General features: G+C 47.3%; 13 protein-coding genes. 5 read left to right on the top strand and 8 right to left on the bottom strand.

The window, feature by feature from the left end; all coding sequences use genetic code 11:
• Positions 1–37: 37 nt before the first annotated feature.
• Complete coding sequence (locus AOU00_RS24160) at positions 38–688, top strand: undecaprenyl-diphosphatase (RefSeq protein WP_069291857.1); 651 nt, start codon at positions 38–40, stop codon at positions 686–688.
• 41 nt (positions 689–729) lie between these two features.
• Here the strand turns inward: AOU00_RS24160 and AOU00_RS24155 are convergent, their stop codons facing one another.
• The 3 genes from AOU00_RS24155 to AOU00_RS24145 form a co-directional block, all read right to left on the bottom strand.
• Positions 730–1,404 carry a phosphatase PAP2 family protein gene (locus tag AOU00_RS24155; RefSeq protein ID WP_069291856.1) on the bottom strand — a complete coding sequence of 225 codons (675 nt, stop codon included), beginning with the start codon at positions 1,402–1,404 and terminating at the stop codon, positions 730–732.
• Positions 1,405–1,699: 295 nt separating this feature from the next.
• Positions 1,700–2,533 carry a membrane protein insertase YidC gene (yidC, locus tag AOU00_RS24150; RefSeq protein ID WP_069291855.1) on the bottom strand — a complete coding sequence of 278 codons (834 nt, stop codon included), beginning with the start codon at positions 2,531–2,533 and terminating at the stop codon, positions 1,700–1,702.
• Entirely contained in the window at positions 2,499–2,828 is a 330-nt protein-coding gene (locus tag AOU00_RS24145) for a hypothetical protein (RefSeq protein ID WP_223830783.1), read from the bottom strand. Before AOU00_RS24145 ends, yidC begins: the two co-directional genes overlap by 35 nt.
• Before the next feature lie 222 nt (positions 2,829–3,050).
• Here AOU00_RS24145 and AOU00_RS24140 point away from each other — a divergent pair, with 222 nt between their 5' ends.
• On the top strand, positions 3,051–4,406 hold the full coding sequence (locus AOU00_RS24140) for an outer membrane protein assembly factor BamB family protein (protein WP_069291854.1): 1,356 nt from the start codon (positions 3,051–3,053) through the stop codon (positions 4,404–4,406).
• A gap of 43 nt (positions 4,407–4,449) precedes the next feature.
• Here AOU00_RS24140 and nadA read toward each other — a convergent pair whose 3' ends face one another.
• On the bottom strand, positions 4,450–5,556 hold the full coding sequence (gene nadA / locus AOU00_RS24135) for a quinolinate synthase NadA (RefSeq protein ID WP_069291853.1): 1,107 nt from the start codon (positions 5,554–5,556) through the stop codon (positions 4,450–4,452).
• 166 nt (positions 5,557–5,722) lie between these two features.
• Between nadA and AOU00_RS24130 the strand changes: the two genes are divergently transcribed.
• Together AOU00_RS24130 and AOU00_RS24125 are read left to right on the top strand one after the other, a co-directional pair.
• On the top strand, positions 5,723–6,877 hold the full coding sequence (locus tag AOU00_RS24130; protein ID WP_069291852.1) for an IscS subfamily cysteine desulfurase: 1,155 nt from the start codon (positions 5,723–5,725) through the stop codon (positions 6,875–6,877).
• Positions 6,874–7,413: a transcription repressor NadR gene (locus AOU00_RS24125; protein ID WP_039274627.1), complete on the top strand. Its 540-nt coding sequence runs from the start codon at positions 6,874–6,876 to the stop codon at positions 7,411–7,413. The genes AOU00_RS24130 and AOU00_RS24125 overlap by 4 nt, the downstream gene beginning before the upstream one ends.
• A 132-nt stretch (positions 7,414–7,545) precedes the next feature.
• Here AOU00_RS24125 and greA read toward each other — a convergent pair whose 3' ends face one another.
• Positions 7,546–8,025, bottom strand: coding sequence for a transcription elongation factor GreA (gene greA / locus AOU00_RS24120; RefSeq protein WP_013310174.1), 480 nt, complete (start codon positions 8,023–8,025; stop codon positions 7,546–7,548).
• A gap of 366 nt (positions 8,026–8,391) precedes the next feature.
• Here greA and AOU00_RS24115 point away from each other — a divergent pair, with 366 nt between their 5' ends.
• Complete coding sequence (locus AOU00_RS24115) at positions 8,392–8,739, top strand: hypothetical protein (RefSeq protein ID WP_025721144.1); 348 nt, start codon at positions 8,392–8,394, stop codon at positions 8,737–8,739.
• Positions 8,740–8,981: 242 nt separating this feature from the next.
• On the opposite strand, the gene AOU00_RS24110 is transcribed toward AOU00_RS24115, so the two are convergent.
• From AOU00_RS24110 to AOU00_RS24100, 3 genes are all read right to left on the bottom strand, one after another.
• Positions 8,982–12,017: an endonuclease gene (locus AOU00_RS24110; protein ID WP_069291851.1), complete on the bottom strand. Its 3,036-nt coding sequence runs from the start codon at positions 12,015–12,017 to the stop codon at positions 8,982–8,984.
• Between the two features lie 100 nt (positions 12,018–12,117).
• Positions 12,118–14,019, bottom strand: coding sequence for a serine hydrolase domain-containing protein (locus AOU00_RS24105; protein ID WP_069291850.1), 1,902 nt, complete (start codon positions 14,017–14,019; stop codon positions 12,118–12,120).
• 265 nt (positions 14,020–14,284) lie between these two features.
• Complete coding sequence (locus AOU00_RS24100; RefSeq protein ID WP_069291849.1) at positions 14,285–25,498, bottom strand: non-ribosomal peptide synthetase; 11,214 nt, start codon at positions 25,496–25,498, stop codon at positions 14,285–14,287.
• Positions 25,499–25,526 lie beyond the last annotated feature (28 nt).

Raw genomic sequence — 25,526 nt, 5'->3', positions numbered from 1 at the left:
GTTATTCAATTTTTTGATGTTAAGGAGTAATTTATTCATGTTAATTAATGTAGACTATGCTTTATTTCACTGGATCAATGAACTGGCTAATTCCCTCGCCTTTTTGAATGGAACCATGCTTTTCTTGGCGCAATATGCACCGTATTTTTTCGGAGTGGCTTTGCTGATTTACTGGTTCACTTTTAAAATGCCGCATCGGATGATGGTTTTAGAAGCCGTCATAACGGTTTGTATCGGCTTTGTAATTAGTTGGGGCCTTGGACATTTGTTTTACAGAGATCGGCCTTTTGTCGGACATTCAGTCATTCAGCTTATTCATCATGATCCTAATGCTTCATTCCCGAGTAACCATGCCCTTGGATCGTTTGCTCTGGCTACAATTTTATGGCTTCATCATCAAAAATTTCGTGTCCTCTGGGTTATCTTGGCTGTACTCATCGCAGTATCCCGCGTGTGGACCGGAGTGCATTATCCCTCGGATATTTTGGCAGGTGCGCTTATTGGTGCAGTTTGTGCCGTCGGCGTTCATCAATTCATTCGAAGCCGGAAGCTTCCTGGCATCTTCATGCAGGCGGCTATTATATTTTATGAAAAATGGGAGCATAAGCTGGGGCTTAAGCCTGGTGAACAGGCCAGAACTAAGATGACTGAGCACACTTCCTCTGTCCAAATGAAAAGCAGACGCTAAAGCGTCTGCTTTTTTATAAGCTTTATTATTTATGCTACCCGTTATGCTGTCGATTTGGAGCGAAGTGGCAGCATTCGTCGTTCTTCGTACCGCTGATAAAACCAAATACAAGCCGCCATCCAGCAGCCACTCATAAAATAGCCACCCACAACGTCGCTCGGATAATGTACGCCCAAATAAATGCGGCTCGTCCCGATTGCTACAATCAGCAGGCTGCTGAGTACAATAAGAAGGATACGCCCCAGCCTAGAAGGAACATGCTTCCACACTAAAAATGTCAGCGCCGCATACATGCTGAAAGCTGTCATGGAATGTCCGCTTGGAAAGCTGTATCCATTCTCTTCAATAATACGGTTAATCTCCGGTCTCGCACGCTGAAAAAGCAATTTTAGTATCGTATTCAGCATTACCGATCCCAATACACCAGCCGCCAAAAAAAGCAGTTCTCTGCGATGTCCCAATACTCTATAGAGCACGAACATGGCAATTAAAATGATGATCGCAACTGGAATCCCACTGCCGAGCATGGTAAAAAATTTCATTAGATGGGTCATGGCGGGCGACTCTAGTTGTCCAATAGCCGAAATAATTTCCTGGTCAAAATGCCGAACTTGATGGTCACTCACCCATAATGCGACCAAGCCAAAACCGAATGCACATACTATACATGTGAGCAGAGCCAAGGAAATGGGCAGCTTTGTTGATGTTTGCTTCATTTTCTATAGTTCCTCCATAATATTCATTGCGTGATAAAACAAAGTTCAGCATTAGCTTACATATAGGTCTTACTTTGCCCACTTTTCTCTTATCATTTCATTAAAAGAATTAGGTGCGTCACTTTATAATATAAGGATTTCATATTGACTACAAAATCGCAAGCGGAATGTAGCGAAAAAAGCAGCAGCAAAAAAGGACGCCATTCAAGCCTCATAAACGGCTCGAATGACATCCTAAGATTACACGTGACAACTACAAGCGCAATTCCCAAGTTAAACAAACATGATCTTCTAATTAGGTTGGTGTGACTTCTCCAATTTTAACCTTACTCTCTGCTTCCTCTATTGGATAGCGTCTGCGGAACCACAGCGACTGAAGCAGCAAAAAGGTGCCGCTTACTGTCCAATATAATGGCATGGCAGAAGGGGCATTAAAGGAAAAGATCGCCATCATAATCGGTGAAAGATAGCCCATGATCGCAAATTGCTTGCGCTGGTCAGGCGTCATCTGAAGCTGAGAAAGCTTGGCCTGTGCCAAGTATACAACTGCGACGACGATTGCCAAAATCCAGTCCGGCTGTCCGAGCCGGAACCATAGGAAGGAGTGAGACGCCAGCTCCGGGGTTAAGCGGATTGCAGTGTACATACCGCTCAAGATCGGGAGCTGAATGAGAATAGGCAGACAACCGATATTAAGCGGATTGAATTGATGCTCTTTGTAAAGCGACATCATTTCCTGCTGCATACTCTGCTGGCTGGCGGCATCTTTTTTGTTTTCATACTTCTTCTTAATTCGGTCCAAATCGGGCTGCATGGCGCTCATCTTGCGCTTCATCCCCTGCTGGGCACGCGTTTGACGCATCATAAGAGGAAGTAAGGCCAGCCGGACAATAAATGTCAAAGTCATAATCGCCAGCCCAAAGCTTCCACCAAACCATTGCGCCAATTGCTGAATAAGCCAAGAAAGCGGGAACACCACGTAATGATTAAAAAATCCCGGTGTCTGTGCATTTATCTCCGCAGCATTCGCACCACAACCAGACAGCAGCATGACCACCGCCAACACTACCATTAATCCAAATATCCGTTCTTTTTTACCCCAAAAGGTGAATCCCTTGAATCGTTTCATATGTTCCTCCTCGTTGATTGGCTGTGCCATCGTTCAACGAGGGAGAACAATCGGATGCATCTTCATCCGGCGCTTCCTTACGCCGGATATGTCGGGCCAGCCGGACAGGCATGTCCTGTCCACGGGCAGACATCGGCATCTGTGGAGAAGCATGAGACCTTACGGGCCCGCCTTCGACCCAGCATTCGGGTACATTGCCATGCAAATGAGCGAGATACGTATAAGTCACTGTGCACAGTAAGCCGATTGTAAATAAATAAGGGAGTAGGTCCTGAAGCTCAAACAAGGGATTCACCTCCTTCGGTTTGTTGCCACAATTATAGCACGAAAACCGGACAAGCGACTAATCTTTAATTAGAGATACAGGTTCGACACAAGCAACTGAATTTAAATATTTATGCTCAAAACAACCAAAATGCAAATACAACATGAAACTTTTGGTTTTTTTTACAGTCTAATCAAAGGTGACTTTCTGAAATCCTTACTCCCCTATTAACCATTAAAGGAGCCAGCGCGTATGAGAAAAACGATACATAGCACATTGTTTACAGGATTGGCGGTAGCCAGCATTGGGTTGCCCTTGATCAGCGGTGGATTCGCTGAAAAGGCAAGTGCAGAGCCGTCTGCGGTCTCTATGAGTAACGGCGCTTATAGCACCTCAATCCAAGCACCTGTGATCAAACCTTCCTGGTCTTTTCCCGTTATCCCAATCGATAGAAACCGATATCCAGATCAGGCGGTAACAATAGCGGAAAACGGTAAGGTATTCGCGGTTGACTCGAACCATAGACTGGTTGCCCTTGAGGCCAGTTCGGGTCGGAAATTGTGGCAATATGGTGATCAGCTTACCCCTGTTTTAACGTACAACAAAGGTATCATCTACGGAATGACACGAAGCGGTTCTATCTATGCCGTTACAGAAGCTGGCAAGAAAGTGTGGTCCACTCCGCTGGGATTTACTGAAGCATATCGTATTCAGCGCATTGGTCCGACTATATATATTATGCAATCGGTGCAAACGGCTGCCATTGATGCTGTCAGTGGCAAGGTGAAGTGGAAAATCAGTGAGGATAAGAACTCATACAGTGGTTTGGGCGAAATAATGGAAACTGACGGTGTGCTTATCCGCAACTATAATGTACAAGGCAGCCTGACCTTTGAACAGATTAATGCCTATGACGCTAAAACCGGCAAAAAGCTTTGGGACAGCTTTAGAACTTCCTTTCCACTGGCGGTTAAAGACGGAATCGTATACTCTGTAGCCAACACGTTTATGATTGATGATGACCCGGTAAACCATAAAGTTACGATCGCACAGTACGACCTCAAGACAGGTAAATCCAAAGGAGATCGTCAGTACCGCTGGACCGAGCCTGAAAATAAAGACGGTGTCTACCGATCTGGAGGTGTATATGGTTCTGCTTTTTTGTACGGCAAAGATCTTTATGTCTTTCAGGGAGAGACACTAGCTTCCTATGATTTTTGGAACTACAAGCCAGACAGCAAACCTGCTCGCAAGTGGGCGCAAAATGGCTATGATCAACTTGTTCCTTTATTGTCTATTCATGAAGGTCGCATGTTCTACCAAGATTTTAGTACATCCAGACTGACTGCTATGAAGCTGTCCTCAGGTCAATTCATTCATTACGACGGCGATAATCCGACCGTTCAAGCTGACGTATTCGGTAAAGGAGTCTACGTCGGGCAATCAGATGGCGTATTTCATGGCTATGATTTGATGAGCTTAAAGCCCGTGTTTGCTGTCAACACAGGCTCACGCTCCTTCGGTCCAACGCTCAAATCCGGTGGAATGATATTTATTCAAAGCGGAAACCGTCTGCTTGGCGTCAAGCTCCCTGCTTCTTTAAAATAAGGCCAAAGATTTCAAGCAGCATTCTCGCTGGAACAGCAAAAGGTTAACGGATAGCAAGCATACGATTCAATGCTAGTACAGCATCCTGTCTGATCTGAGCATCCACACGAATCACACCCACAGGCTCACCCCGATCAAACTGCTCCATTGCCCACAGCAAATGGGGAAGATCGATCCGGTTCATGGTCAGACAGGGACACATATCGGGATTGAGCGATTCAATCTGCTGTTCAGGGTACTGCTGCTTGATTCGTTGCACGAGATTCATTTCTGTGCCAACAGCCCATTGGGTTCCCGGCTCTGCCGCGCGAATGGTATCGATGATGAATTTTGTGGAGCCCGCGCAATCTGCGAGCTGTACGACCTCATAAGAGCATTCGGGGTGAACGATGACCCGGATGTTCTTATCACGCTCGCGGACATTGCGAATGTGATCTACTGTAAACTTTTCATGAACAGAGCAATGTCCTTTCCATAAAATAATTTTTACAGTTGCCGGGTCCTGTTCAGTCTCAAGCTGATCGGTCATTGGATTCCACACGGCCATTTCATTTAGCGGAATTCCAAGATCGTAAGCTGTATTGCGACCTAAATGCTGATCCGGCAGAAACAAAATACGTTCCTTTTGCTTCAGCGCCCACTCCAGCACTTGCTTAGCATTCGAAGAAGTCACGGTAGCCCCGCCATGCCGTCCTACAAAGGCTTTGATCTCTGCTGTGGAATTTACATACGTTAACGGAATGATCGTATCTCCTACCAACTCCTGTAAATGCTTCCATGCTCGTTCTGTCTGCTCCACATTCGCCATATCTGCCATCGAGCAGCCTGCACGCATATCCGGCAGGACAACAGTCTGTCGATCAGTAGTCAGCATATCCGCTGTCTCCGCCATAAAATGTACCCCACAAAATACAATAAACTCCGCTTCCTGATTTTGTGCAGCCAATTGAGCAAGCTGTAGAGAGTCTCCTGTTATATCAGCAAATTGAATAACCTCGTCCTTTTGATAGTGATGGCCCGGTATGAGCAGCTTGGGTCCCCATTTTTGTTTCAGCTCGGCCACTCGCTGCTCCATGTCAGCAACCGTCAGTGTCTTATAATGCTCTGGCATAAGCCCTCGATTTCCTTGTAAAACGTCAAGCATAGACATTAGAATCCCTCCATATCGATGCGGCTGATCGTTCCCGCTCTCACGAACAGATAACCGCTTTGTGTACATACATGTTTACAAGTGTCTTGACACTTATATTTACACATGCTTACAATAATCTCAAGAGTTTTTGAATGGAATTATTTTTAAGCAGGGAGGATTTGGTGTGATTTATCTGGACTATGCCGCTTCCACACCTATGTGTGGCGAAGCTTTAAATATGTATAACGTATTAAATAAGGAAATGTTCGGAAATGCCAGCAGTCTCCATGATGCGGGCGGTCAAGCAGCCTATACGCTAGATTACAGCAGGCAACGAATAGCAAATATGATTGGCGGGCAAAAGGAAGGCATCTATTTTACAACAGGGGGAACAGAATCCAATATGTTGGTTGTGCAATCGATCCTGAACGGGTTGCCGCAGCATAAAAAGCATTGGATCATGAGCGCTTTGGAACACCACTCGATGTACAACCTTGCTACTTTGCTGGAACGTCAGGGCTATGAACTGACCATTGTGCAACCGGATCGGGAAGGACGAATGACTCGCGAAACTCTTTTACCTCACCTGAGAGAAGACACCGGACTTGTCTCCGTACAACACGCTAATTCGGAAACGGGACTGGTTCAGGACCTTGCTGCCTTATCTCCCCTGCTACGCGAATGGGGTATTTTGCTGCACAGTGATGCGGTACAGACATTTGGGAATATTCGCGTAGATGTAGAATCCATGGGAGTAGATGCACTCTCTGTATCAAGCCATAAAGTGTATGGCCCCAAAGGTGTCGGTGCTGCATATCTCAAACCCGGAACCCCATGGCGTCCCGTGTACCCTGATACACTACATGAAAACGGATTTCGTCCTGGAACGGTTAATGTTCCCGGGATTGCAGCCTTTGTCGTGGCGGCAGAAATGATGACCGAACAGATGGAGTCGCATCAGGAGCGATATACTACCCTGAGAAGACACTTTATTACGAAAATTCAGGAAAGATCCATTCCGTTACGTTGGGCCGTACAGGAAAGCGAGAATAAAGCAGTGCTTCATCATATCGTAGGATGTTTTTTTCACGGTTACGAGGGACAATATGTTATGCTGGAATGTAATCGCAGAGGTGTCTGTATATCAACTGGAAGCGCATGTGCTGCCGGACACCACGATCCTTCGCCTGCCTTACAGGCGCTTGGAGCATCCGGCCGTGAAGCGTTACAATTTATCCGTGTTTCTTTCGGAAGAACGACCACCATCGAGGAATTGAATGTATTGGTAGATATTTTGACAGACCTGACGCATCGAAAAGAAAGGAGCTTATCCCGTTGACTGAATCTTTAAAACGGTCAGGTACGGATCGCCGCGAACAGCTACTATTGTGGCTCAAGAGCGAATCACCACTGACCGGGAGCGAACTGGCACGCAGATCCTCCGTCTCCCGACAAGTAATTGTCCAGGATATTTCCCTGTTAAAAGCAAGCCAAGAGCCTATCCTTGCAACAAGTCAAGGATACATTTATATGGAGCCTGCGAGTCAGGCAACTCCCTTAGCCTCACGTATTATTGTGTGTAAACATCGACCTGAACAGACAGAAGAGGAACTAAAGCTGATTGTGGACTACGGTGTAAGTGTGCAGGATGTTATTGTTGAGCATCCAGTATACGGGGATCTGACTGCTCCGATACGGGTTGGAACTCGCAAGGAAGTGGACGATTTTATCCGTAAAATCAGCTCCACCCAGGCCACTTATTTGTCCCAGCTGACGGGAGGCATCCACCTGCATACCTTGAATGCCTCGGACGAAGATAAAATTAATGATGCCTGCGCTGCATTGGAGCAAGCGGGCTTCCTAATGACGGACTAACTTAGTGCGCTTAGCGGAGCAAAGAAAATCCTGTCCAGTATGTGGAGTGCAACTGTGCTCCACATGGACGGTATTGTAGGCAGCGAGAAATAAAAAATCCCGGCCCCCTCATATAAGGGAATCGGGAATGAACTATGTGAGCTTAATTTCAAGCAGCTCATATTTAATTACAGCCATGGGTGCATCCACATGAATGATACTGCCCACTTCTTTTCCCAAAAGTGCCTTGCCTAAAGGACTTTCATAGGAAATTTTGTTATCAAGAACATCCGCCTCAGCAGGACTTACAATTTTGTATTCCATCTTCTCTGAAAATTCGATGTCATTCAGAATGACAGTCGATCCGATACTAACGGTTCTAAGGTCTAAATTACTCTCATCCACGACCCGGGCTTTGGTCAGCATCTTCTCCAATATGAGAATGCGGGTTTCCATAAACGCTTGGTCGTCCTTGGCTGAGTGATACTCACTATTTTCTTTCAAATCGCCGTAGCTGATAGCCAACTTAAGGCGTTCGGCTAGCTCCTTGCGTTTTACGGTCTTCAGTTCCTTAAGCTCATCCTCCAGCTTGGCCAATCCCTCTTTAGTTAACAATACTTCTTCATTCGACATATTTTATCTACAACTCCTATTTCAGCATTTTGCTTAATTCCAATTCAACGCTCAAAAATACAATAAACGAACTAAACCGTTTCAGTCTAAACATTGCTGATTGAAAACGCTCCTGGGATTTATGCAAATGCTCATTTGGCTTGCTTTATTGTAGTTTACTCTAAATCGGACCAACATGCGAAATAAATTACTGGATAACAGTAGCCAACTGCCTTCAGCCAGGATGATTCTTATAGTAACCAATGCTCTCTTATTCGCATATCGTATGATCATAACGTATATTGATGAGCACATGGAGTGCCGCTGTCCTTGTCTCTAATTTTGTGAAAACCAGGCAGGAGCAGTATATGGCGGGAGGAAGATTCAATGGCTTCCTTAGGAAAGAATGGTAATGGGAACGGGAATCGTAAATCCAAATCCCCCCTCAACGGTCAAAAGAAAAATGGATTAAACAGTAATTCGGCTATCTTTTCTGCGCTTCAAGGAAAAAATGTGGAGGTCCTCGTGGCAGCCCTCCTACTAACAGGAAAACTAAACGTCGATTCCGTGACTTTATACAGACAAGCAACATTGTTTTTAGGACTCACAGGAAAATACAAAACACTAGCATCCACTCCATCCAATGTCGATAATATGGTGAAATTTTTAAATGATAACGGGAATATGACACTGGACCAGGTGATACAAGCCTTTTCACAGAAAATAAATAATTAACAAGTGGCGAAAGGAGACTTATGCGGTGAGTGAGTTTGATGGAGAATATTTTGCAGAGGTTGTCATTATTGTGATTCTAGTTGCCATGTTCTTCTATGGCTCCTCAGATATAGAGGGACTTTCCGCTTCGCCAACCCAATCCTAAAATGATAATTCCCGCTTCGAAAAAAAATAAAAAAGCATCTATAGACTCTCACGAGGTCAATAGATGCTCTTACTTTTTAACGGCCCATCATTTCTACTTAATGGCCCTTTACTTCTACACTTATCGTTTGACTAGAAACTTCTCCTGAAGCATTGACTAACTCGGCCCGATACTCATATGTACCCGGCTTTTGATTTTGGATGTTGGTGACTGCACTTTGAGCCTGCGGGCTTTGGCTTAGAAAATCCTGGGCATCGATCAGTTTTCCATTTTCATATAAGTTGTATTTTGTCGCATTCGTGCCCCACCACATGTTCATTGTAAGGGTGTAGGTGCCGTCACCGTCCCAATTGTCATGAGACAGCACTGGAATGCTAGGGGAAGCATCGGTCACTTCGACAGTTAACGGATCGCTGGTCGTTTTACCAGAAGCGTTGATCAGTTCTGCAGTATACGTGTAGATACCATTGGTCTTGCCTGTAACAGGAATGACTGCATGCTGTGCTCCAGGGGAAGCGGCTTGCAACGATTGGGTGCCAATCAGCTTGTCGTTTTCGTACAACTTGAGTTCATCACCATTCGTACCCCACCACAGATTCATGGTGATGTTGTAGTTGCCATCCTTCAGCCCGGTGTCCTGCCCGTTATCATGCGACAGCACAGGTTTACCCGGCACTTCACCTACAGCAGTCTTTTCGACTCTAACGGTTACAGGATTGGATACGACCGTTTTACCGTCCAAGGTGACGCTGGCTGTAATCTCCGCGCTCCCCTCTTTTAGGGCCTTAAGTTCTCCATACGTATCCAGCGAAACGGATTCATGACTGCTGATATACTGAACAGAAGCGCGGCTTAAATCAGCTTCGCTGCCATCTGTCAGCGTACCCTTGAGATGTGTCGCTGCCGTGTCCCCAATGTTGAGGGTCGTTTGATCCATTGAAAGCTCTACTTCCTGCAAAGCTGCGCCTGTCTGAGATGAAAAATCATCCAGTCCACGCGGTTTTAACTGATAATTCCCTTTGAAAATCGCCGAAATTCCCTTCAGCTTCACTTGCTGTCCTTCTTGATATGGAAAAGATGTCCGAGTTAAGCCTGTACGTGCATCGACGCGCACATGGTGACTTACTTCACCAGATACTGCATCAAATTCAAACGAACCTACGGGAGTGGCGTCTATCACATTACGAATCATTGCCGTAGGAAGCTCGACCAACTGTCCTTGGTTCGCATCACTGAGTTCGGTGACTTGTACAGCTTCCGGAAGTTGTCCTTCTCCCGTTTTTTCAATTGCCACTGGATCGGTTAACTCTAGCTCACTATTATACAGTGCCAAGCTTGCTGTAAGCTTTACTCGATCCCCTTGGTGAAAGCCGCTTTGGTTCTGATATACATAAATACCGCCACTTTCATCCTGCATGTAAAAGGCTTGACCACCGAATGCACCTGGTTCTGTCGTCACAACACCCTCTAAGGTCACGACTTTGCCAGCCGGGAGACTCCGTGCTTCTGCGACACTGATACGAGTTGGAACCGTATTGCCTTCCTCAGGCAACGGCTGGGCCGGGACATCAGCCAGCATGACGGATTGGGTCAGCAGATTGCTGCCGTTTTGCCTCAGTCTAAGATTAGCTGAACCACTGGTTCCCGGCTTGATCCGCACCGTCAAGTCCTTATAGGCATGACCTTTGCCGTTGGACTCCAGGCTAAATGTTCCGCTATAGCCGTAAGAGGTTGGCCAGCTTCCATCCGGATTTTGAATTTGGGCTACTTGATTGCCGCCTGCAACATAAATACCTGTGCTGAATCCGCTAATCGTGCTGTTAGGAGCCAGTTGGTCGGCAGTAACCCGAATTTGAAAAGGCTGTGCATTGGGCAGCTGCTCTTGACGAACGATGCTGTACACTGGTTGCGCACTGGCTGTAGATCCGTCATAGGACCCTGCTTTGAATGTTCGCTGATCCCACCATTTGTAGCCGGCTGCGGGAGCGGACCAAGGCTCGGCTTGTGGTTCCGTGGAAGTCTGCGGCTCTTCAAAAGGCAGTAATGCCGTCGGCTGGTCCAGCTGTAAGCTTTTCACTTCCGTCAGGCTGGTATACTCCTCCTTCTTGGACAACCAGTCTACGATATTAACCAGTAACACAGCGTCATCCTGCTCCTTAAAGCCGTCATACGTTGTCTTCTTGGTTCCTGTCTCTTCGCGCAAATATTTTGGCGTTGCATCTTCGACAGGAGACGAGTCCCCAATGAAAGCAGCTTTGCCTTGCCCTAATTTCGATACAGCTGCATAAGGTCCTTCCGGAATGCCGCCTCCGTTATAAACGCCCTGATCTACCGCGTTGCCCCAAGCCTGATTGGTTTTAGGAAGATATACGATTCCCTTGGCTTTCGCTGGGTCGATAATTGCGAGTGTTGATCCTGCATGCATTGCGACATTGCTCACTCCAGCTGTAATGTTGAACGCCTGCGCTGGCTCAACAATCTGATTGGCCGTGATATCGCCTAATGCATTGTAGCGAAAGCGCACACCAAACTGGCTGCCCAGCCAATCTGAGCTGACTACGCCCTGCATTGCTGCCGAGCTTTTTTCTTCCGCACTCATTCCCTTCGCAGGGTCTTCCCATGCACCACGACGATAGCCATTAATGCTCTCCGATCCGTCCCAGCGATTCTTGTTGCGGTCCGCGTTATAATGATCTCCAATGAAAAAAATACTATTGCCTGCTTTTACATACTGCTCCATTGCAGCCTGTTCGCTCTGTTTAAAAGGAATATTCGGCTCTGCCGTAACAAATACATCATAATTCTTTAGATCATTGTAAGTAATAGGCGTAGATTGGCGAAGCTCGTGTACATCATAGCCATTACTCGCGAGGGCTTGGCCGAAGTCTGAAAATCCACCATCAATCACCCAATCTGCTGCGCCAGCTGTCTGTCCATGTGTATTATCAAACAGCACTTTTTTACCAGCGTTCTCATTGACCACTTTCGCTGCAATGAAGGGGGCTGGGTCCGCCGGACCTTCTGCCCGTGCCGGTTGCATGCTGCCCGCAACACCAGCGTACAACGATAAAGTGAAAACCATAGCAGTTGCGTATTTGAAGCTACGGGATGTAAAACGACGAAAGATTCCCATTCTTTTCCTCCTGTTTGTTGGTTTAAAGCCCCTCTGGGGGGGCATCAGATACAAATTTTAGCATTCATTTATGTTCGAATATGCATTGTTTTGTAAATCTTTAGGAATAATGAATAGGAAGGAAATTCCAATAAAAAAGATACACCGTATGCAGCAATGTGAGTACGGCAAATAGGATTTTCCCGGCAGCCCGGGTTCTTCTTTCCCCTGTAATCAGCTTTGCGCCATTCACGATTAATACCCACACGGCAATGAGTGCTGAAATGAGTGGCAGCGTGCAAATTCCCCAGATATACCACGCGGAATAGCCATACACGATCTGATTGTTACCATAGATGACCTGCACCCCGAGAAAAATCGTATTTAGTGACGCAATGAATGCAAGGTTGGACGAAATGTGATTATTCGTTTTACGGATATCTCTGATCACATATCTTACGATCCAAATCAGCAAGGTCGTGATGAAAAATAAGGAGGCGGCAGCGTAGCTGACAAGCAGAGTCCAGGTACAGTGCCAAAGTGTCGTCTGCTTCATGGTCTTACTATCCGGGGCAACCATCATCCACGTACCGTTTTCCTGATACAGCAAAATTTTAAGTTGGCCCCCCTTTTCCACAAACAATCCATCGCCTGCTGCTTGAAAAACTTTGTCTGTTGCTTCATTCTCATTTGGGTATTTTCCTTTAACAATTAACTTATGATCATCTTGAATTCGCACGGTGTATGTAATGTTTCCCAGTATCCGAATCCATTTTCCCCACCCATGAACAGGATTAGAATCCACCTGATATACGCCCTCAATCTCTGGCGAAAGCTTCACTTGGGTGGAAGAACGAGTTAGTGACTGCGAAACGGCCTGCGGCTCTGAGGGCAGCATTTGGGCTATCGCATGGATGACTTTTCCATGAAGCAGGGTGTCCGTGTCAGCTGAATTAATGATCACAAAAATACCGATCTTTTGCGACGGAATCAGTACCATTTCGGAAATAAAATCATCAATTTCCCCGGTAGCCCACAGCATAGGTACTCCCGTCTCCAAATGACCACGGAAAAATCCGTAGCCTACGCCATCCAGTCGTGCATCGACTGCAAATTGCTGCGCATGCATCACTTTTACTGTATGTGGCTGGAGCACCACTTTGCCCTCATACTTGCCCTGGTTTAAATGAGTGATCAGGTAATGGGAAAACTCGTTGGGTGTGACGTTCAACGCTCCTGCTCCCGGCAGATTGATATATGACAAAGGCTGTTTCAAATACCCTCCATCCTTCCACTGATACGATTGAGCCAGTGCCGGATGATTTAACGGCAATTCCAGCGTCGCGCTGGGCATATTCATCGGCTGGAACAGATGTGTACGGAGGTAATCGTTCAGTCCCTGACCGCTTACTTGCTCCACGATATTACCGATCAGACCGTAGGCGACATTGCTGTAATCATACTGAATTCCAGGTTTGCGGATGGGAGGCTGATTTTGAAAATACGTGCTGAGATACTGCTCTGTGGGCAAAACGCCTGCCCGAGTCGAGCTGTTAATGTCGTACAGCGCTTCATCCAATCCTGAGGTATGTGTCAAAAGCTGATGCAAATTGAAAGGCTGATTTTGGTATTGCGTAGTTTTATAGCTGTGGAGATAGCTGTTCACGTCTTCATTCAAATCAAGCTTGTTTTGCTCAACCAGCTGCATCGTGGCGCTTGCACTAAATGATTTGGTTAGAGAGCCGACACGAACAATGGTCTTCGCTGGATCGAATGCCACTTTCCGCTCCAGATCTGCATATCCATAGCCTTTACTAAAAAGGATTTGGTTTTCTTGGGTCACGACGACCGCAGCCCCCGGAATATGCAATTTTTCCAATTCTGTATTCATGATATCGTCCACTGTTTTTTCCAATGAATCAGGTGTTATGCTGTCTGTTGCCCATGCCGAAGCAATGAGCAGGTTCCAGAGAAACAACGCTGCTAAAAATGCGGATAGGTAGCAAATGCCTTTATTCTTCATATTGAAGTACCATCCTTACGTATGAAGTTGAGTTAATGATTTGAACCGTGCGGTGATTGCATAGCGAGCAGATATTTATACTCCGTTTGGAAGCCATCAGCATGGCGCTATGGAATCATCGCACTTCCCATCGCGGGAGTGCACATGATAAAGCGAATCCTGATCGAATCGTGTAAGCAGAAGGCTTCTTACCTGTCGATCAGGATTCATGTATTACAGATTAAAAATTAGTGATTCAGTTCGTTACATCACCGACCATAGATTTTCAAGATTTATGTTGTGCCAAATCTTGTGTCATGTCTTTGTCCGTGTTCCGAGTTATCTTTTGTATTGTGGCACGGATACTTTTTACATTTTCCTCGATAAATCCGGGTTCCAGTAGTTCATAATGATTACCAATCAAGCTATGCTCTTCATAGCTACCTTGTGTAGCATCTTTCCATAAAAGTCGATTATCTCCTGTACCCCTCACCGTTTCCGATCCAACGGCGACAAAGCCGTGAATATTCGCCTGAACGCTCTCTGTATTCACAAGCTGGTTGCCATACACCGCGTAAGCGATCATTTTACGTTGGTACGTTTCATTCAACAGCTCACGGTAGGATTCGGGAACCTGTTCCAGCATGTCATGAATTTCATGCTCTGTTTCTTCAGCTGTGAAGGGCAGGGCTTCCGCCCTTTTGACCGAATCGAGCATAAAAATATCGGATACAGCATGGCCTTGACGTTCCAGTGTGTCAGCAACCTTATGCGCCAGATTACCACCTATGGAATAACCAAGCAGCACATACGGACCTTGCGCTTGCGTGCTGACGATCAAATCAACGTAACGTGCCAGCATGGCCTGCTCATCCGCAGCATCATCCACGAACTCCAATCCATACACGACTGCGTCCTGATCCAGTTGTTTCGCCAGCTCCGCGAACGACAGCCCGTATCCAAGCATAGGAGGAAAGCAGAAGATGGAGATCGGACCGTGTTCATTCAACCGAATGATTGGACTATCGGCCTTGTATTCCAGATCGGCTTTCAATAATGTGAGCGCCTGCTCTTCTATAGTCGGGAAGTCCATTACACTACGGATGGGAAGCTCAATGTCTGTGGCAAGGTGAACTTTGCGTATAAGCTCTAGTACTTTCAAGGAATGTCCACCCAACGTGAAAAAGTCATCATGGATACCCACTTGTGGAATTTCAAGCACTTCCTGCCAAATGGATGCCAGCAACTGCTCCACATCGGTTCGCGGTGCGACATATTCTATACCCGTGTGCAGCCCTTTGTCCGGCACAGGTAAAGCTTTGCGGTCGATTTTGCCGTTTGTCGTCAGCGGAAACCGATCCAGCTGTACAAATGCGGATGGAATCATATAGCTCGGCAGACTGGCCGACATCGCAGCTCGAATCTCACGGATGGTCAGCTGTTCATCAGCAGTAAAGTAAGCACATAATTGCTGCTGACCTGCTCCATCCCGCAAAGCAATAACCACGCTATCCCGCACGGACGGTACACTTGCCAGCCGCGCCTCCACCTCACCCAGCTCAATCCGGTAACCGCGAATTTTAACCTGTTGATCAATCCGTCCAGCGTATTCCAGTATGCCGTCTTCACGCCAGCGAACAAGGTCTCCCGTACAGTACAGGCGATCTCCGTCCCTCCACGGGTTAGCAAGAAATCTCTCAGCCGTCAGCTCAGGACGATTTAGATAACCACGTGCAACTCCGTCTCCGCCGACGACCAGCTCACCCCAAGCTCCGACCGGTTGCAGGTTAAATGACGAATCTACAACATACGCCGTCGAATTGCAGATGGGCCGTCCGATCGGCACAGAATCCAGCTGTTCTTCCGTAATGTGATACGTCGTCGAAAAGGTTGTGTTTTCCGTTGGCCCATAGCCGTTAATGATGTTCATGTCTGGATTATCGCGCAGGACCCGGTTAATATGGGGTGCAGACAAAACATCACCACCAACCAGCAAATACTTCACATCGCCGAAAAGTTTACTATCCTGCTGTGAAAGCTGATTAAATAACGGTGTGGTCAGCCACATCATGGTGACGTGATGATCCCGTATCGTCTCTTTAAGCTTGGCCGCGTCCAATAGATCATCCTTATGCACAAGAACAAGCTGACCACCATTCAGTAGCGCACCCCAAATTTCAAACGTAGATACATCAAATACAAACGCGCAAGTCTGCAGCATTCGAGTCGATTCATCAAATGGCACATAATCCGTATTGCGGACAAGGCGCACGACACTTTGATGCTCAACTACGACACCCTTAGGTTTACCTGTTGAACCTGAGGTATAAATGACATAAGCAGCATGATTACCCGCTCCATCTATACCCAGATTGGAAGCATCTGCACTGTAGGACGTATCCTCATTCAGATTCACAATCTGTCCGTCGAAATAGCAACGATCCAGTAAATCCTGCTGAGCCAGCAGCAGCTTAGCTCCCGAGTCCTCCAGCATATAACGGATACGGTCCTCCGGATATTGAGGGTCTACCGGCACATACGCGCCTCCAGCCTTCAAAATAGCGAGTGTTCCCGTAATCATATCCAGTGAGCGCTCCGTCAAAATGCCAACAGGTTCATCGGATTTCACCCCTGCATCACGCAGCGTATGCGCTAAACGGTTGGCTGTCTCATTGAGTTCCCGATAGGTCAATGATTGATGACCCAAAGCTACAGCAATATGATCCGGCGTGCGCTCTGCCTGCTCCTCAAACAGTTTTTGGATCGTGTGATTGCTTGGATATGCAGAGGCAGTGTCATTAAACTCTCCTGTAATTTGTTGTTTTTCCGCCGCTGTAACCAGTTCCAGCTCTTCTACGCAAACATTCGGGTTAAGCAAAACTTGCTCCAACAGATTCACAAAATGCCCATGCAGACGCTTAATGCCTGTTTGATCATAACTTAACGCATTATACATAAAACGAATCTTGATGCATTCTCCCGGCATAACGACTAAGCTCAGATCATAGTTAGTCTGCTCTGCAGCCACCACGTTGGAAATTGGGAATGTATCCTGCCCGTCACTTCCCAGTTCTTCGACCTGCTCATCTACCGGATAATTTTCAAACACCATAATATGGTTAATTAAATCCTGTTTCTGGTCGGTCAATGCCTGAATCTCAAACAGTGGATACGTATCATACGCATGAGAAGCCAGCGCCTGCTCCTGTGTTTTCTTCATAACTTCTGCAAAGGATTCCCCTGCCTCACTAAGAATGCGAACTGGAATGGTATTAATGAACAAGCCGATAATATCCTCTACCCCGATAATATCCGATGGACGGCCTGAGACGACACTACCAAATACGACATCACTGTGGTTGTTATATTTTTGCAGCACAATCCCCCAGACGGTTTGTAATAACGTATTCATGGTCACCTGATATCGCTTAGCCGTCTCCTCCACCCGGAGGGTCAACTCACGTTCCAAAACCGTCACCCAATCACTAGCCGTGTTGCCTCCACTCTTGCGACCGGATTTTACAGCTGGTAATGCTGTTTGCTGCTCATATCCAGATAAATAGCTGCTCCAGTAGTCGGTTGCCGCCTTGGCATCCTGTGCTTCCAGCCATTCAATAAAGCGGCTGTACGGCACTGCCGGTGCCAGCTCTGGTACTCTGCCCTCCTGAAGTGCTGCATAGCTTTCAAACACTTCTTTATTTATAAGGGACAGGCACCAGCCGTCCATGACGATATGATGGAAGCTCCATACAAAATGATAGCTGTCTTCTCCGGTACGTAAAATCGCTACACGCAGCAGGACATCCCGACGCAGATCAAAGCCCCGTGCTTTATCTTGTAGCTTGAAATTTTTCACCCTGGTATCTATTTCATCCTCATCCAGATGGTGTAAATCTTCATATTGAAAGCCGCAATCCCGATTTCGATACACCACCTGCAACGGTTCCGTATCTCTGCCAAAATAAAAATGTGTACGCAGCGCCTCATGTCGCCGAACCAGAATATTCAGGCTTTCTGCAAAAGCCCGAATGTCCATCTGACCTCGCATATCATAAGAAACCTGCTCAAAATATGCGTCATTTGCAGCTGCTTGACTATCTAGCTGGCTGTGAAACAGCATCCCTTTCTGCATAGGGGTCAGTGCATATACATTGTCGATCTCACCCGCAGCACCCATTTCAGATAAGAGGCTGTCCAAGCCCTCCACACTCATTCCTTTGTAAGAAATATCACTTGGGGTAAGCTCCGGGTGTTCTTTATGGATGCAATGCGCCAAAATTTCACGCAGGCTCGATTCCAGGAATTTCGCCAATCGCTCGATGGTCTCCGGTCTATAGCTGGTACGACTATAGCTAATCGTCAGACCCAGTTGGCCTCCCGAAATAATGCCGCCAAAATCCAGCGTATACGTTCGAGCCATGGTCGGGCTCAGCGGCATCCCACCTTCATATGAGGATGATTGCAAGTCGTTCCCTTTCATATCCTGATCGAACTGTCCCAAATAGTTAAAGCTGATTTCGGGATCTGTCGTAAATATGGCTGGAGATGCCTCCGGTGCCTGTGTCTGACGGTCGGATAAATATTTCAGTACACCGTAGCCAATCCCTTTTTGCGGAATGCCGCGCAGCCCTTCCTTCACACGCTTAATCCGTTGCGAAAGTGCCAGTTCTTCCGGCATATCGAGCAAAACAGGATATTGGCTTGTAAACCACCCTATCGTTCGAGTAATGTCCACCTCTGGTAAAATGGCTTCACGTCCATGTCCCTCTAGATTTATCAGGAAACGATCATTTCCACTCCATGCTTGCAATGCCATTCCTACCGCCGTCAACAACAGGTCATTAATTTCTGTACGGTAGGCACGATTGGCCTGCTTGAGCAGCTGCTCTGTCTCTGCATGTGTCCACAAAGCAGTAACCGACTCACTATCGCCAATCAATGGCTTTTCGTGCTCGTTATGCCCATAATCCTGCGGCAAAGAAGCCAGTTCCGCTTGTGCAAGTTTCCCCCAATACGCTCGCTCATGTTCCATAGCTGGACTGTTGGCATAAGCGTGCAGCTGCTCGGCCCATGTTTGGAACGAATCTGTTTTATGAGGCAGCTGAATCACCTGTTCACCCTTGGAGGCTTGATCATAAGCAGTCGCCAAATCCTCGAATAAAATGCGCCAGGATACCCCGTCCACCGCCAAATGATGAATCACGATCAGCAGATGATCTCCATCCGGGCAACGGAACAGCCCCAGTCTCATCAGCGGACCTTCGCTTAGGGAAATACCAGATTGAATTTCATTGCATTTCGCTTCAATTATCTTCGCCAAATCTTGCTTGTTTACATCGCTGTCATTATAGTCAAAGCATTCCAGATGGTACGGTTCGCCTTCCTCTACACTGCGGTTCCATGCTGTACATCCGTTCTCCGACAAACTAAAAACCATACGCAATGCATCATGGTGCGAAGTAATCTGATGGAGCGCCCGCCGTAGTGCCTGTTCGTCATAGCCTTCCTGACGATAGAGCATGACAGATTGGTTAAAATAGTGTGGTTCTTCCGTTGGCTGTTCAAAAAACCAGCGCTGAATCGGTGTAAGCACTACATTTCCTGTAACCTCGCCCTGCTCGGCTATTCGGTTAACAGGCTGAATATGTGTGCTTAGTCCCGCAATTGTCGGGTATTTGAACAAATCCTTCATTTCCAGCTTGTATCCAGCCTGAAACAAGCGGGACGATACTTGGATGGCCTTGATGGAGTCACCACCCAAATGGAAAAAGTTATCCTGTATTCCGACTTTCGGGATACCAAGAATGGCTCCCCAAGCCGTAGCCAGTGCCTGTTGGACATCCGTCTCGGGTGCCACATAATCCATACCTGTATCGAGATTGTGCTCAGGTGCGGGCAGTGCCCTGCGGTCTACTTTGCCATTCAGCGTCAAAGGCAGTCTGGAGAGCTGCACAAAGTAAGACGGCACCATATAGCCAGGCAGATCCTGCGACAAAATGTTACGTAAGTCGCTGGCGCTCAATTCACTGTCTGTTGCAAAATAGGCACACAGCTGTTTTTGTCCGTGATCGTCCTGCCGCACGGTAACAACCGATTCCTTCACACCTGGAATCGTGGACAATCGGGTTTCAATTTCACCCAGTTCAATGCGGTAGCCGCGAATTTTGACCTGTTCATCCATTCTTCCCTTGTACTCCAGTACACCATCAGCACGCCAACGCACTAAGTCTCCTGTACGATAGCAATATTCTCCAGACCGGAATGGACTTTCAATAAATTTTTCCGCCGTAAGCTCGGGCCGATTCAGATATCCTCGCCCAACACCGTCGCCACCGACGATCAGCTCTCCCCAAGCTCCGATAGGTTGCAGCTTCAACGAACGATTGACCACATAAGCGGTCGAGTGATCAATTGGACGTCCAATGGGAATAGCCTGGGTTTGCGGTTCTGTAATGTCATAGATGGTGGAAAAGGTGGTGTTCTCCGTCGGACCATAAATATTGGCCAGGCGAAGCTGCGGGTACTCCTTCAACACACGATTGACGTGTGGTACAGACAACACATCACCACCCACGAGCAACTCCTTCAAGGACGCAAACACTCCGATTTCTTGCTGCGAATACTGATTGAATAAAGCCGTAGTCATGAACATCGTGTTAACACGATACTTGTCAATTGCCTGTTTGAGCTTGGAGGCATCCAGAATAGTGTCATGGCTTACCACATACAGTTGTCCCCCGTTCAGCAGCGTTCCCCAGATTTCAAATGTGGAGGCATCGAACACAACTGCGCCCAATTGCAGCATACGTGTATTTTCATCAAGCATGGCATAGCTTTTGTTTTTCACTAGGCGCACGACATTACGGTGCTCAATCATCACGCCCTTCGGCTTGCCTGTCGTACCAGAGGTGTAGATCACATACGCAAGATCGGAAGAAGATCCCCCTGTTGTAATCGCAATTGTTCCATCCGTCTGAGCGTCACATTCAGATTTGCTATTGCATCGCTGTTCATCACTCAAATCGATGACCGGAATGCCGGGTTCAAAAGGCATCTGCTCACGTCGCTGTAACAGTAACAGCCCCGCACTGGAATCCTCCAGTAAATAACGGATACGCTCTTCAGGATAATCAGGATCAATGGGAACGTAAGCCCCTCCGACCTTCAAAATCGCCAGCATACCGACGACCATTTCAATGGAGCGTTCAGCCATAATCCCTACTCGCTGTGTCTCTGGCTCGGACCCGCGCTGTATCCCTTGGGAAGCGAGTATGCGTGCCAGACGGTCGGCACGTTCATTCAGCTCGCGGTAGGTAAGCTGTACGTCCGCAAAGGTGATGGCCAGCCGATCTGGTGATTGCGCTACCTGTTCCTCGAACAGCACATGCAGTGCTTGATCTCGTGGATACGGATAGTCTGCTACCGTATCATTGAATCTCTGCACAAGCAGCTCTTTTTCTTGGGCCGAAACCATTTCTATAGCCGAAAGAGCGATATCCGGCTGTTTTATAACCGCATTGATAAGCTGCTGCAAATGTTCAGTCAGTCGTTCAATGGTTTCCCGTTTGTACAGCCGAGTTCCGTATTGAAGAGCACAGGAAATTTGTTCTTCATCCTCCACTGCGAACAGACTCAAATCAAATTTGGCCGTCGTTTGCTCACTTGGATAAGATGCCAATTGCAGCCCCGCCAGCTGCTGCTCTTTTTGCTCTATGTTTTGTAGTGCAAACATGGTATCAAATAACGGATTACGGCTTAAATCTCGATCTACGCCCAGCTTCTCCACCAGCTCTTCAAACGGATAATCCTGATGTTCAAAAGCCTTTAACGCGTTTTCCTTGACCTCCAACACATAATCGCGGAACGTTTTCCCGCCTTCTGGATAATTACGGATTGCCAGTGTATTCACGAACATCCCGATCAGACTGCCAAGATCCGCATGAGGCCGCCCTGCAATTGGCGAACCGACAATAATATCCTCCTGCCCGCTATAGTGGCTAAGCAAAGCCGAATAGGCAGCCAACAGCACCATATATAATGTCGATTCCGTCTGCACCGCAATGCTTTTTAAGCCTTCGCTTTGTCGTTGGTCAAGCGTAAATTCCAGCACATCTCCTTCAAAGCTTCTCACCGCTGGGCGTGGATAATCAGTCGGTAGATCAAGCACAGGTAGCTCTCCTGCGAAGGTATTGAGCCAGTAGTTTTCCTGTTCCCGGTAGCGTTCACTTTGCTGCTGCTTCTGTTGCCAAGCGGCGTAGTCTTTATACTGAATGCGTAGCGATGGCAGCGTGTCGCCTGCATATAAATGAATAAAGTCCTGAATTAGTACATTTATAGAGGTGCCGTCCGAAATGATATGATGCATGTCCATGAGCAAAATATAATGCTCTGGGTCTGTTTCAATCAAACCAACTCGGAATAACGGGGCCTGCCCCAGATCGAATGGTTGGACAAAGTTACGTACCAGCTCATCCGTTTCCTTTGGGGCAGCTCCGTGAGCATAGGTCAATTCCATGCAAAAAGGAACCTCGTCATGTACTCGCTGGACAGGTTCACCGTTCATGGTCTCAAAACTTGTGCGCAATGTTTCATGGCGGTCAATAAGCTGACGGAACGCGTTATCCAGTGCCTTGTGATCAAGTGAACCGGTCAGAGTCAGGGCACCAGGTATGTTATAGCTAATTCCCGCTCCATCAAGCTGATTGAGGATATACATCCGTTTTTGAGCTGAAGAAACCGCATAAAATGGCTTATTCTCCGTAACAGGGATGGATTCATAGGTGGTTTGCTCCAGTGCTTCAATAACCTGCGCCAGCTGTTCAATTGTTGGATGCTGGAACAGATCCTTTAGCTGCACATTTTTATGCAATTCCTTATAGATGAGTGATATGACATGTGTCGCCCGCAGGGAATGTCCTCCTGCCTCAAAAAAGTTATCCTTAATCCCAATGCGCTCAAGCTCCAGCACATCTTTCCAGATGCTAGCCAGTTGTGCTTGTAATTGATTTTGAGGAGGTACATATTCTGCGCCTGAGCTTACACCTCCCTCTGGTTGTGGCAGCGCTCGGCGATCCACCTTGCCATTGGGCGTCAGTGGCAATTGCTCCAGCTGCACAAAATACGACGGTACCATGTAGCCCGGTAGCTCCTGGCTCAAAGCACTACGCAGCTCACTTGTCGCTACTTCCGCATGGGTGACCACATATGCGCAGAGCAGCTTTTGCCCCTGCTCATCTTCATGTGCAATTACAACAGCTTCTCGGACTGCCTCCAGCTTCAACAGCTGTGCTTCCACCTCGCCCAGCTCAATCCGGTAGCCTCGAATTTTCACCTGCGCGTCGATTCGTCCCTTATATTCCAGCGTCCCGTCCGCATTCCAACGCACCAGGTCCCCTGTTCGATAGCAGCGTTCGCCCCCACGGAACGGACTGTCAATGAACTTTTCGGTCGTCAGTTCTGGGCGGTTTCGGTATCCGCGAGCCACCCCGTCACCACCGACGATCAGTTCTCCCCACGCTCCAACAGGCTGGAGCTGCATCGAACCGTCCACGACATATGCCGTCGAGTTATGGATCGGGCTACCAATGGGCACAGATGCCGATTGAACGCCGGTAATGGCATGTGTGGTGGAAAAGGTCGTATTTTCCGTCGGACCGTAGCCGTTAATGATATGTAGATTCGGATGGGCCTCCAATACCCGGTTAATATGCGGTACGGACAGCACATCACCACCAACCAATAGCTCCCGCATCCCCTCAAATAGTTCCAAGTCCTGCTGGGATAGCTGATTAAAGAGTGGTGCGGTCAGCCACATCGTGGTAATGCCATGATTGCGAACAACTTCCTTGAGCTTGGGCGCGTCCAAAATAACATCCTGACTCACCAGCACCAGCTGTCCACCGTTCAATAACGCACCCCAAATTTCGAAGGTGGACGCGTCAAAGACAACAGACCCGGTCTGCAAAATGCGCGTGTCGGCATTCAAGCGTGCATAATTTGTGTTTGTCACCAAACGCACGACATTTCGGTGCTCCACCATAACCCCTTTGGGCTGGCCTGTAGTCCCTGAGGTGTACATAATATAGGCCAAGCGACCAGCTGCGCTCGCTTTCGGTTGTTCTTCAGTTGCATAAGCGTGCTGTATTTGTTTTGCTTGTTCTGATTGCGTAGCTTTGGGTTGCATGTTTTCTGGTTGTATGGTTGTCGTAGAAGCAAGTTCGGGACTGGCGGAAATGGAGTAGAACGGATCTAGGCAGTCCACGTATCCCGGATCAGTATTCGTTCCGTGATCATTCGGCAAAATGGGATCATAACGATCAGCATCATCCGTTCCATAAATTGTAGCATCGCTAAGGTCAAGCACCCTTCCCTTAAAATCAGTGGGCCGATGTTCCATTCGCTGCACGAGCAGTATGTCCGCACCGGAATCCTTCAGCAAATAGCGTACACGCTCATCCGGGTAATCAGAATCAATGGGTACATATGCTCCACCTGCTTTGAGAATTCCGAGCATACCGACAATCATCTCAATCGAGCGTTCAGCTACAATGCCGACCGTCTGCTCGGTGCGGATTCCCTGCTTACGTAAAGAATGAGCCAGTCGGTTGGCCTTTTCATTCAATTCTGCATAGGTTAGGCTATCTTGCCCACACACTACCGCCACCTGCTGTGGTGCCTGCTTCGCCTGTTTCTCGAACAATTCATGAATAGACGCATGACGTGGATAATCCACATTTGTATCGTTGAAGGTATGGACCAGCTGCTCTACTTCTTGCTCTGACAGCACTTGTGTTGTGGAAATCGCCAACTCTGGCTGCTGCAAAACAATAGTGTACAGCCGCAGAAGCTGCTCAACAAAGTGCTCAATCGTCGTCTCGCTATAACGGTCGCTATTATACTTTACGTTCAGGGAGACCGCTTCATTTTCCCATTGAAACTGGAAATCTAGTTCAGATTGTACGTGATTCAAAAAATCAGAAATATGAATGTTTTGCAAGGATACTGTGGTGTGAATAAGAGGCTTTCCATCCTCATTACGTTGAATGTCAAGTAATTCAGAATAGTTCCAAAAAGGAATGTTTTGATGTTCAATAGCTTCGCCGACAGAGGTTTTGATTTGAGACAGCAAGGCTTTGAAGGTTGTGCTGGAATCCAGCGTATTTTTCAATAAAAGCAGATGGTTGATCGGCTTTGTAGCACCGTTGCTAGACTTGGCTACCGGAATGCCCAGCAGCACACGTTCCTCACATGTGTATTTATGCAATAAGCTCTCTACTCCAGCAAGCAGGACCATAAACACGGCCCATGGAGCGCCACCTGTTATAGATGATATTCTTTGGGAAATTTCAGTTGGAAATGTGAGCGTGTACGTATGGGAATTTAAACTCGTTACAGTTGTATTTCTGGACACATGGTTGGTGTAGGGTAGGCAGATGATATGATCCTCAGATTCCAGTTTATGACTCCAGTAATTTTTTTCCTTCTCAAATAAGGCTTTCAATGACATCCCTCCTGCTTCTCGGGGCCTG

Source organism: Paenibacillus polymyxa (assembly GCF_001719045.1).
Classification (GTDB): Bacteria; Bacillota; Bacilli; order Paenibacillales; family Paenibacillaceae; genus Paenibacillus; species Paenibacillus polymyxa_B.
This window is presented reverse-complemented; position numbering and strand designations above follow the sequence as displayed.

Bases quoted from the DNA above. Each gene is read 5' to 3' on its own strand.
- AOU00_RS24155 (WP_069291856.1), bottom strand. From the start codon at position 1,404: ATGAAGCAAACATCAACAAAGCTGCCCATTTCCTTGGCTCTGCTCACA.
- nadA (WP_069291853.1), bottom strand. From the start codon at position 5,556: ATGTCTATGCTTGACGTTTTACAAGGAAATCGAGGGCTTATGCCAGAG.
- AOU00_RS24160 (WP_069291857.1), top strand. From the start codon at position 38: ATGTTAATTAATGTAGACTATGCTTTATTTCACTGGATCAATGAACTG.
- greA (WP_013310174.1), bottom strand. From the start codon at position 8,025: ATGTCGAATGAAGAAGTATTGTTAACTAAAGAGGGATTGGCCAAGCTG.
- AOU00_RS24140 (WP_069291854.1), top strand. From the start codon at position 3,051: ATGAGAAAAACGATACATAGCACATTGTTTACAGGATTGGCGGTAGCC.
- yidC (WP_069291855.1), bottom strand. From the start codon at position 2,533: ATGAAACGATTCAAGGGATTCACCTTTTGGGGTAAAAAAGAACGGATA.
- AOU00_RS24110 (WP_069291851.1), bottom strand. From the start codon at position 12,017: ATGGGAATCTTTCGTCGTTTTACATCCCGTAGCTTCAAATACGCAACT.
- AOU00_RS24115 (WP_025721144.1), top strand. From the start codon at position 8,392: ATGGCTTCCTTAGGAAAGAATGGTAATGGGAACGGGAATCGTAAATCC.
- AOU00_RS24105 (WP_069291850.1), bottom strand. From the start codon at position 14,019: ATGAAGAATAAAGGCATTTGCTACCTATCCGCATTTTTAGCAGCGTTG.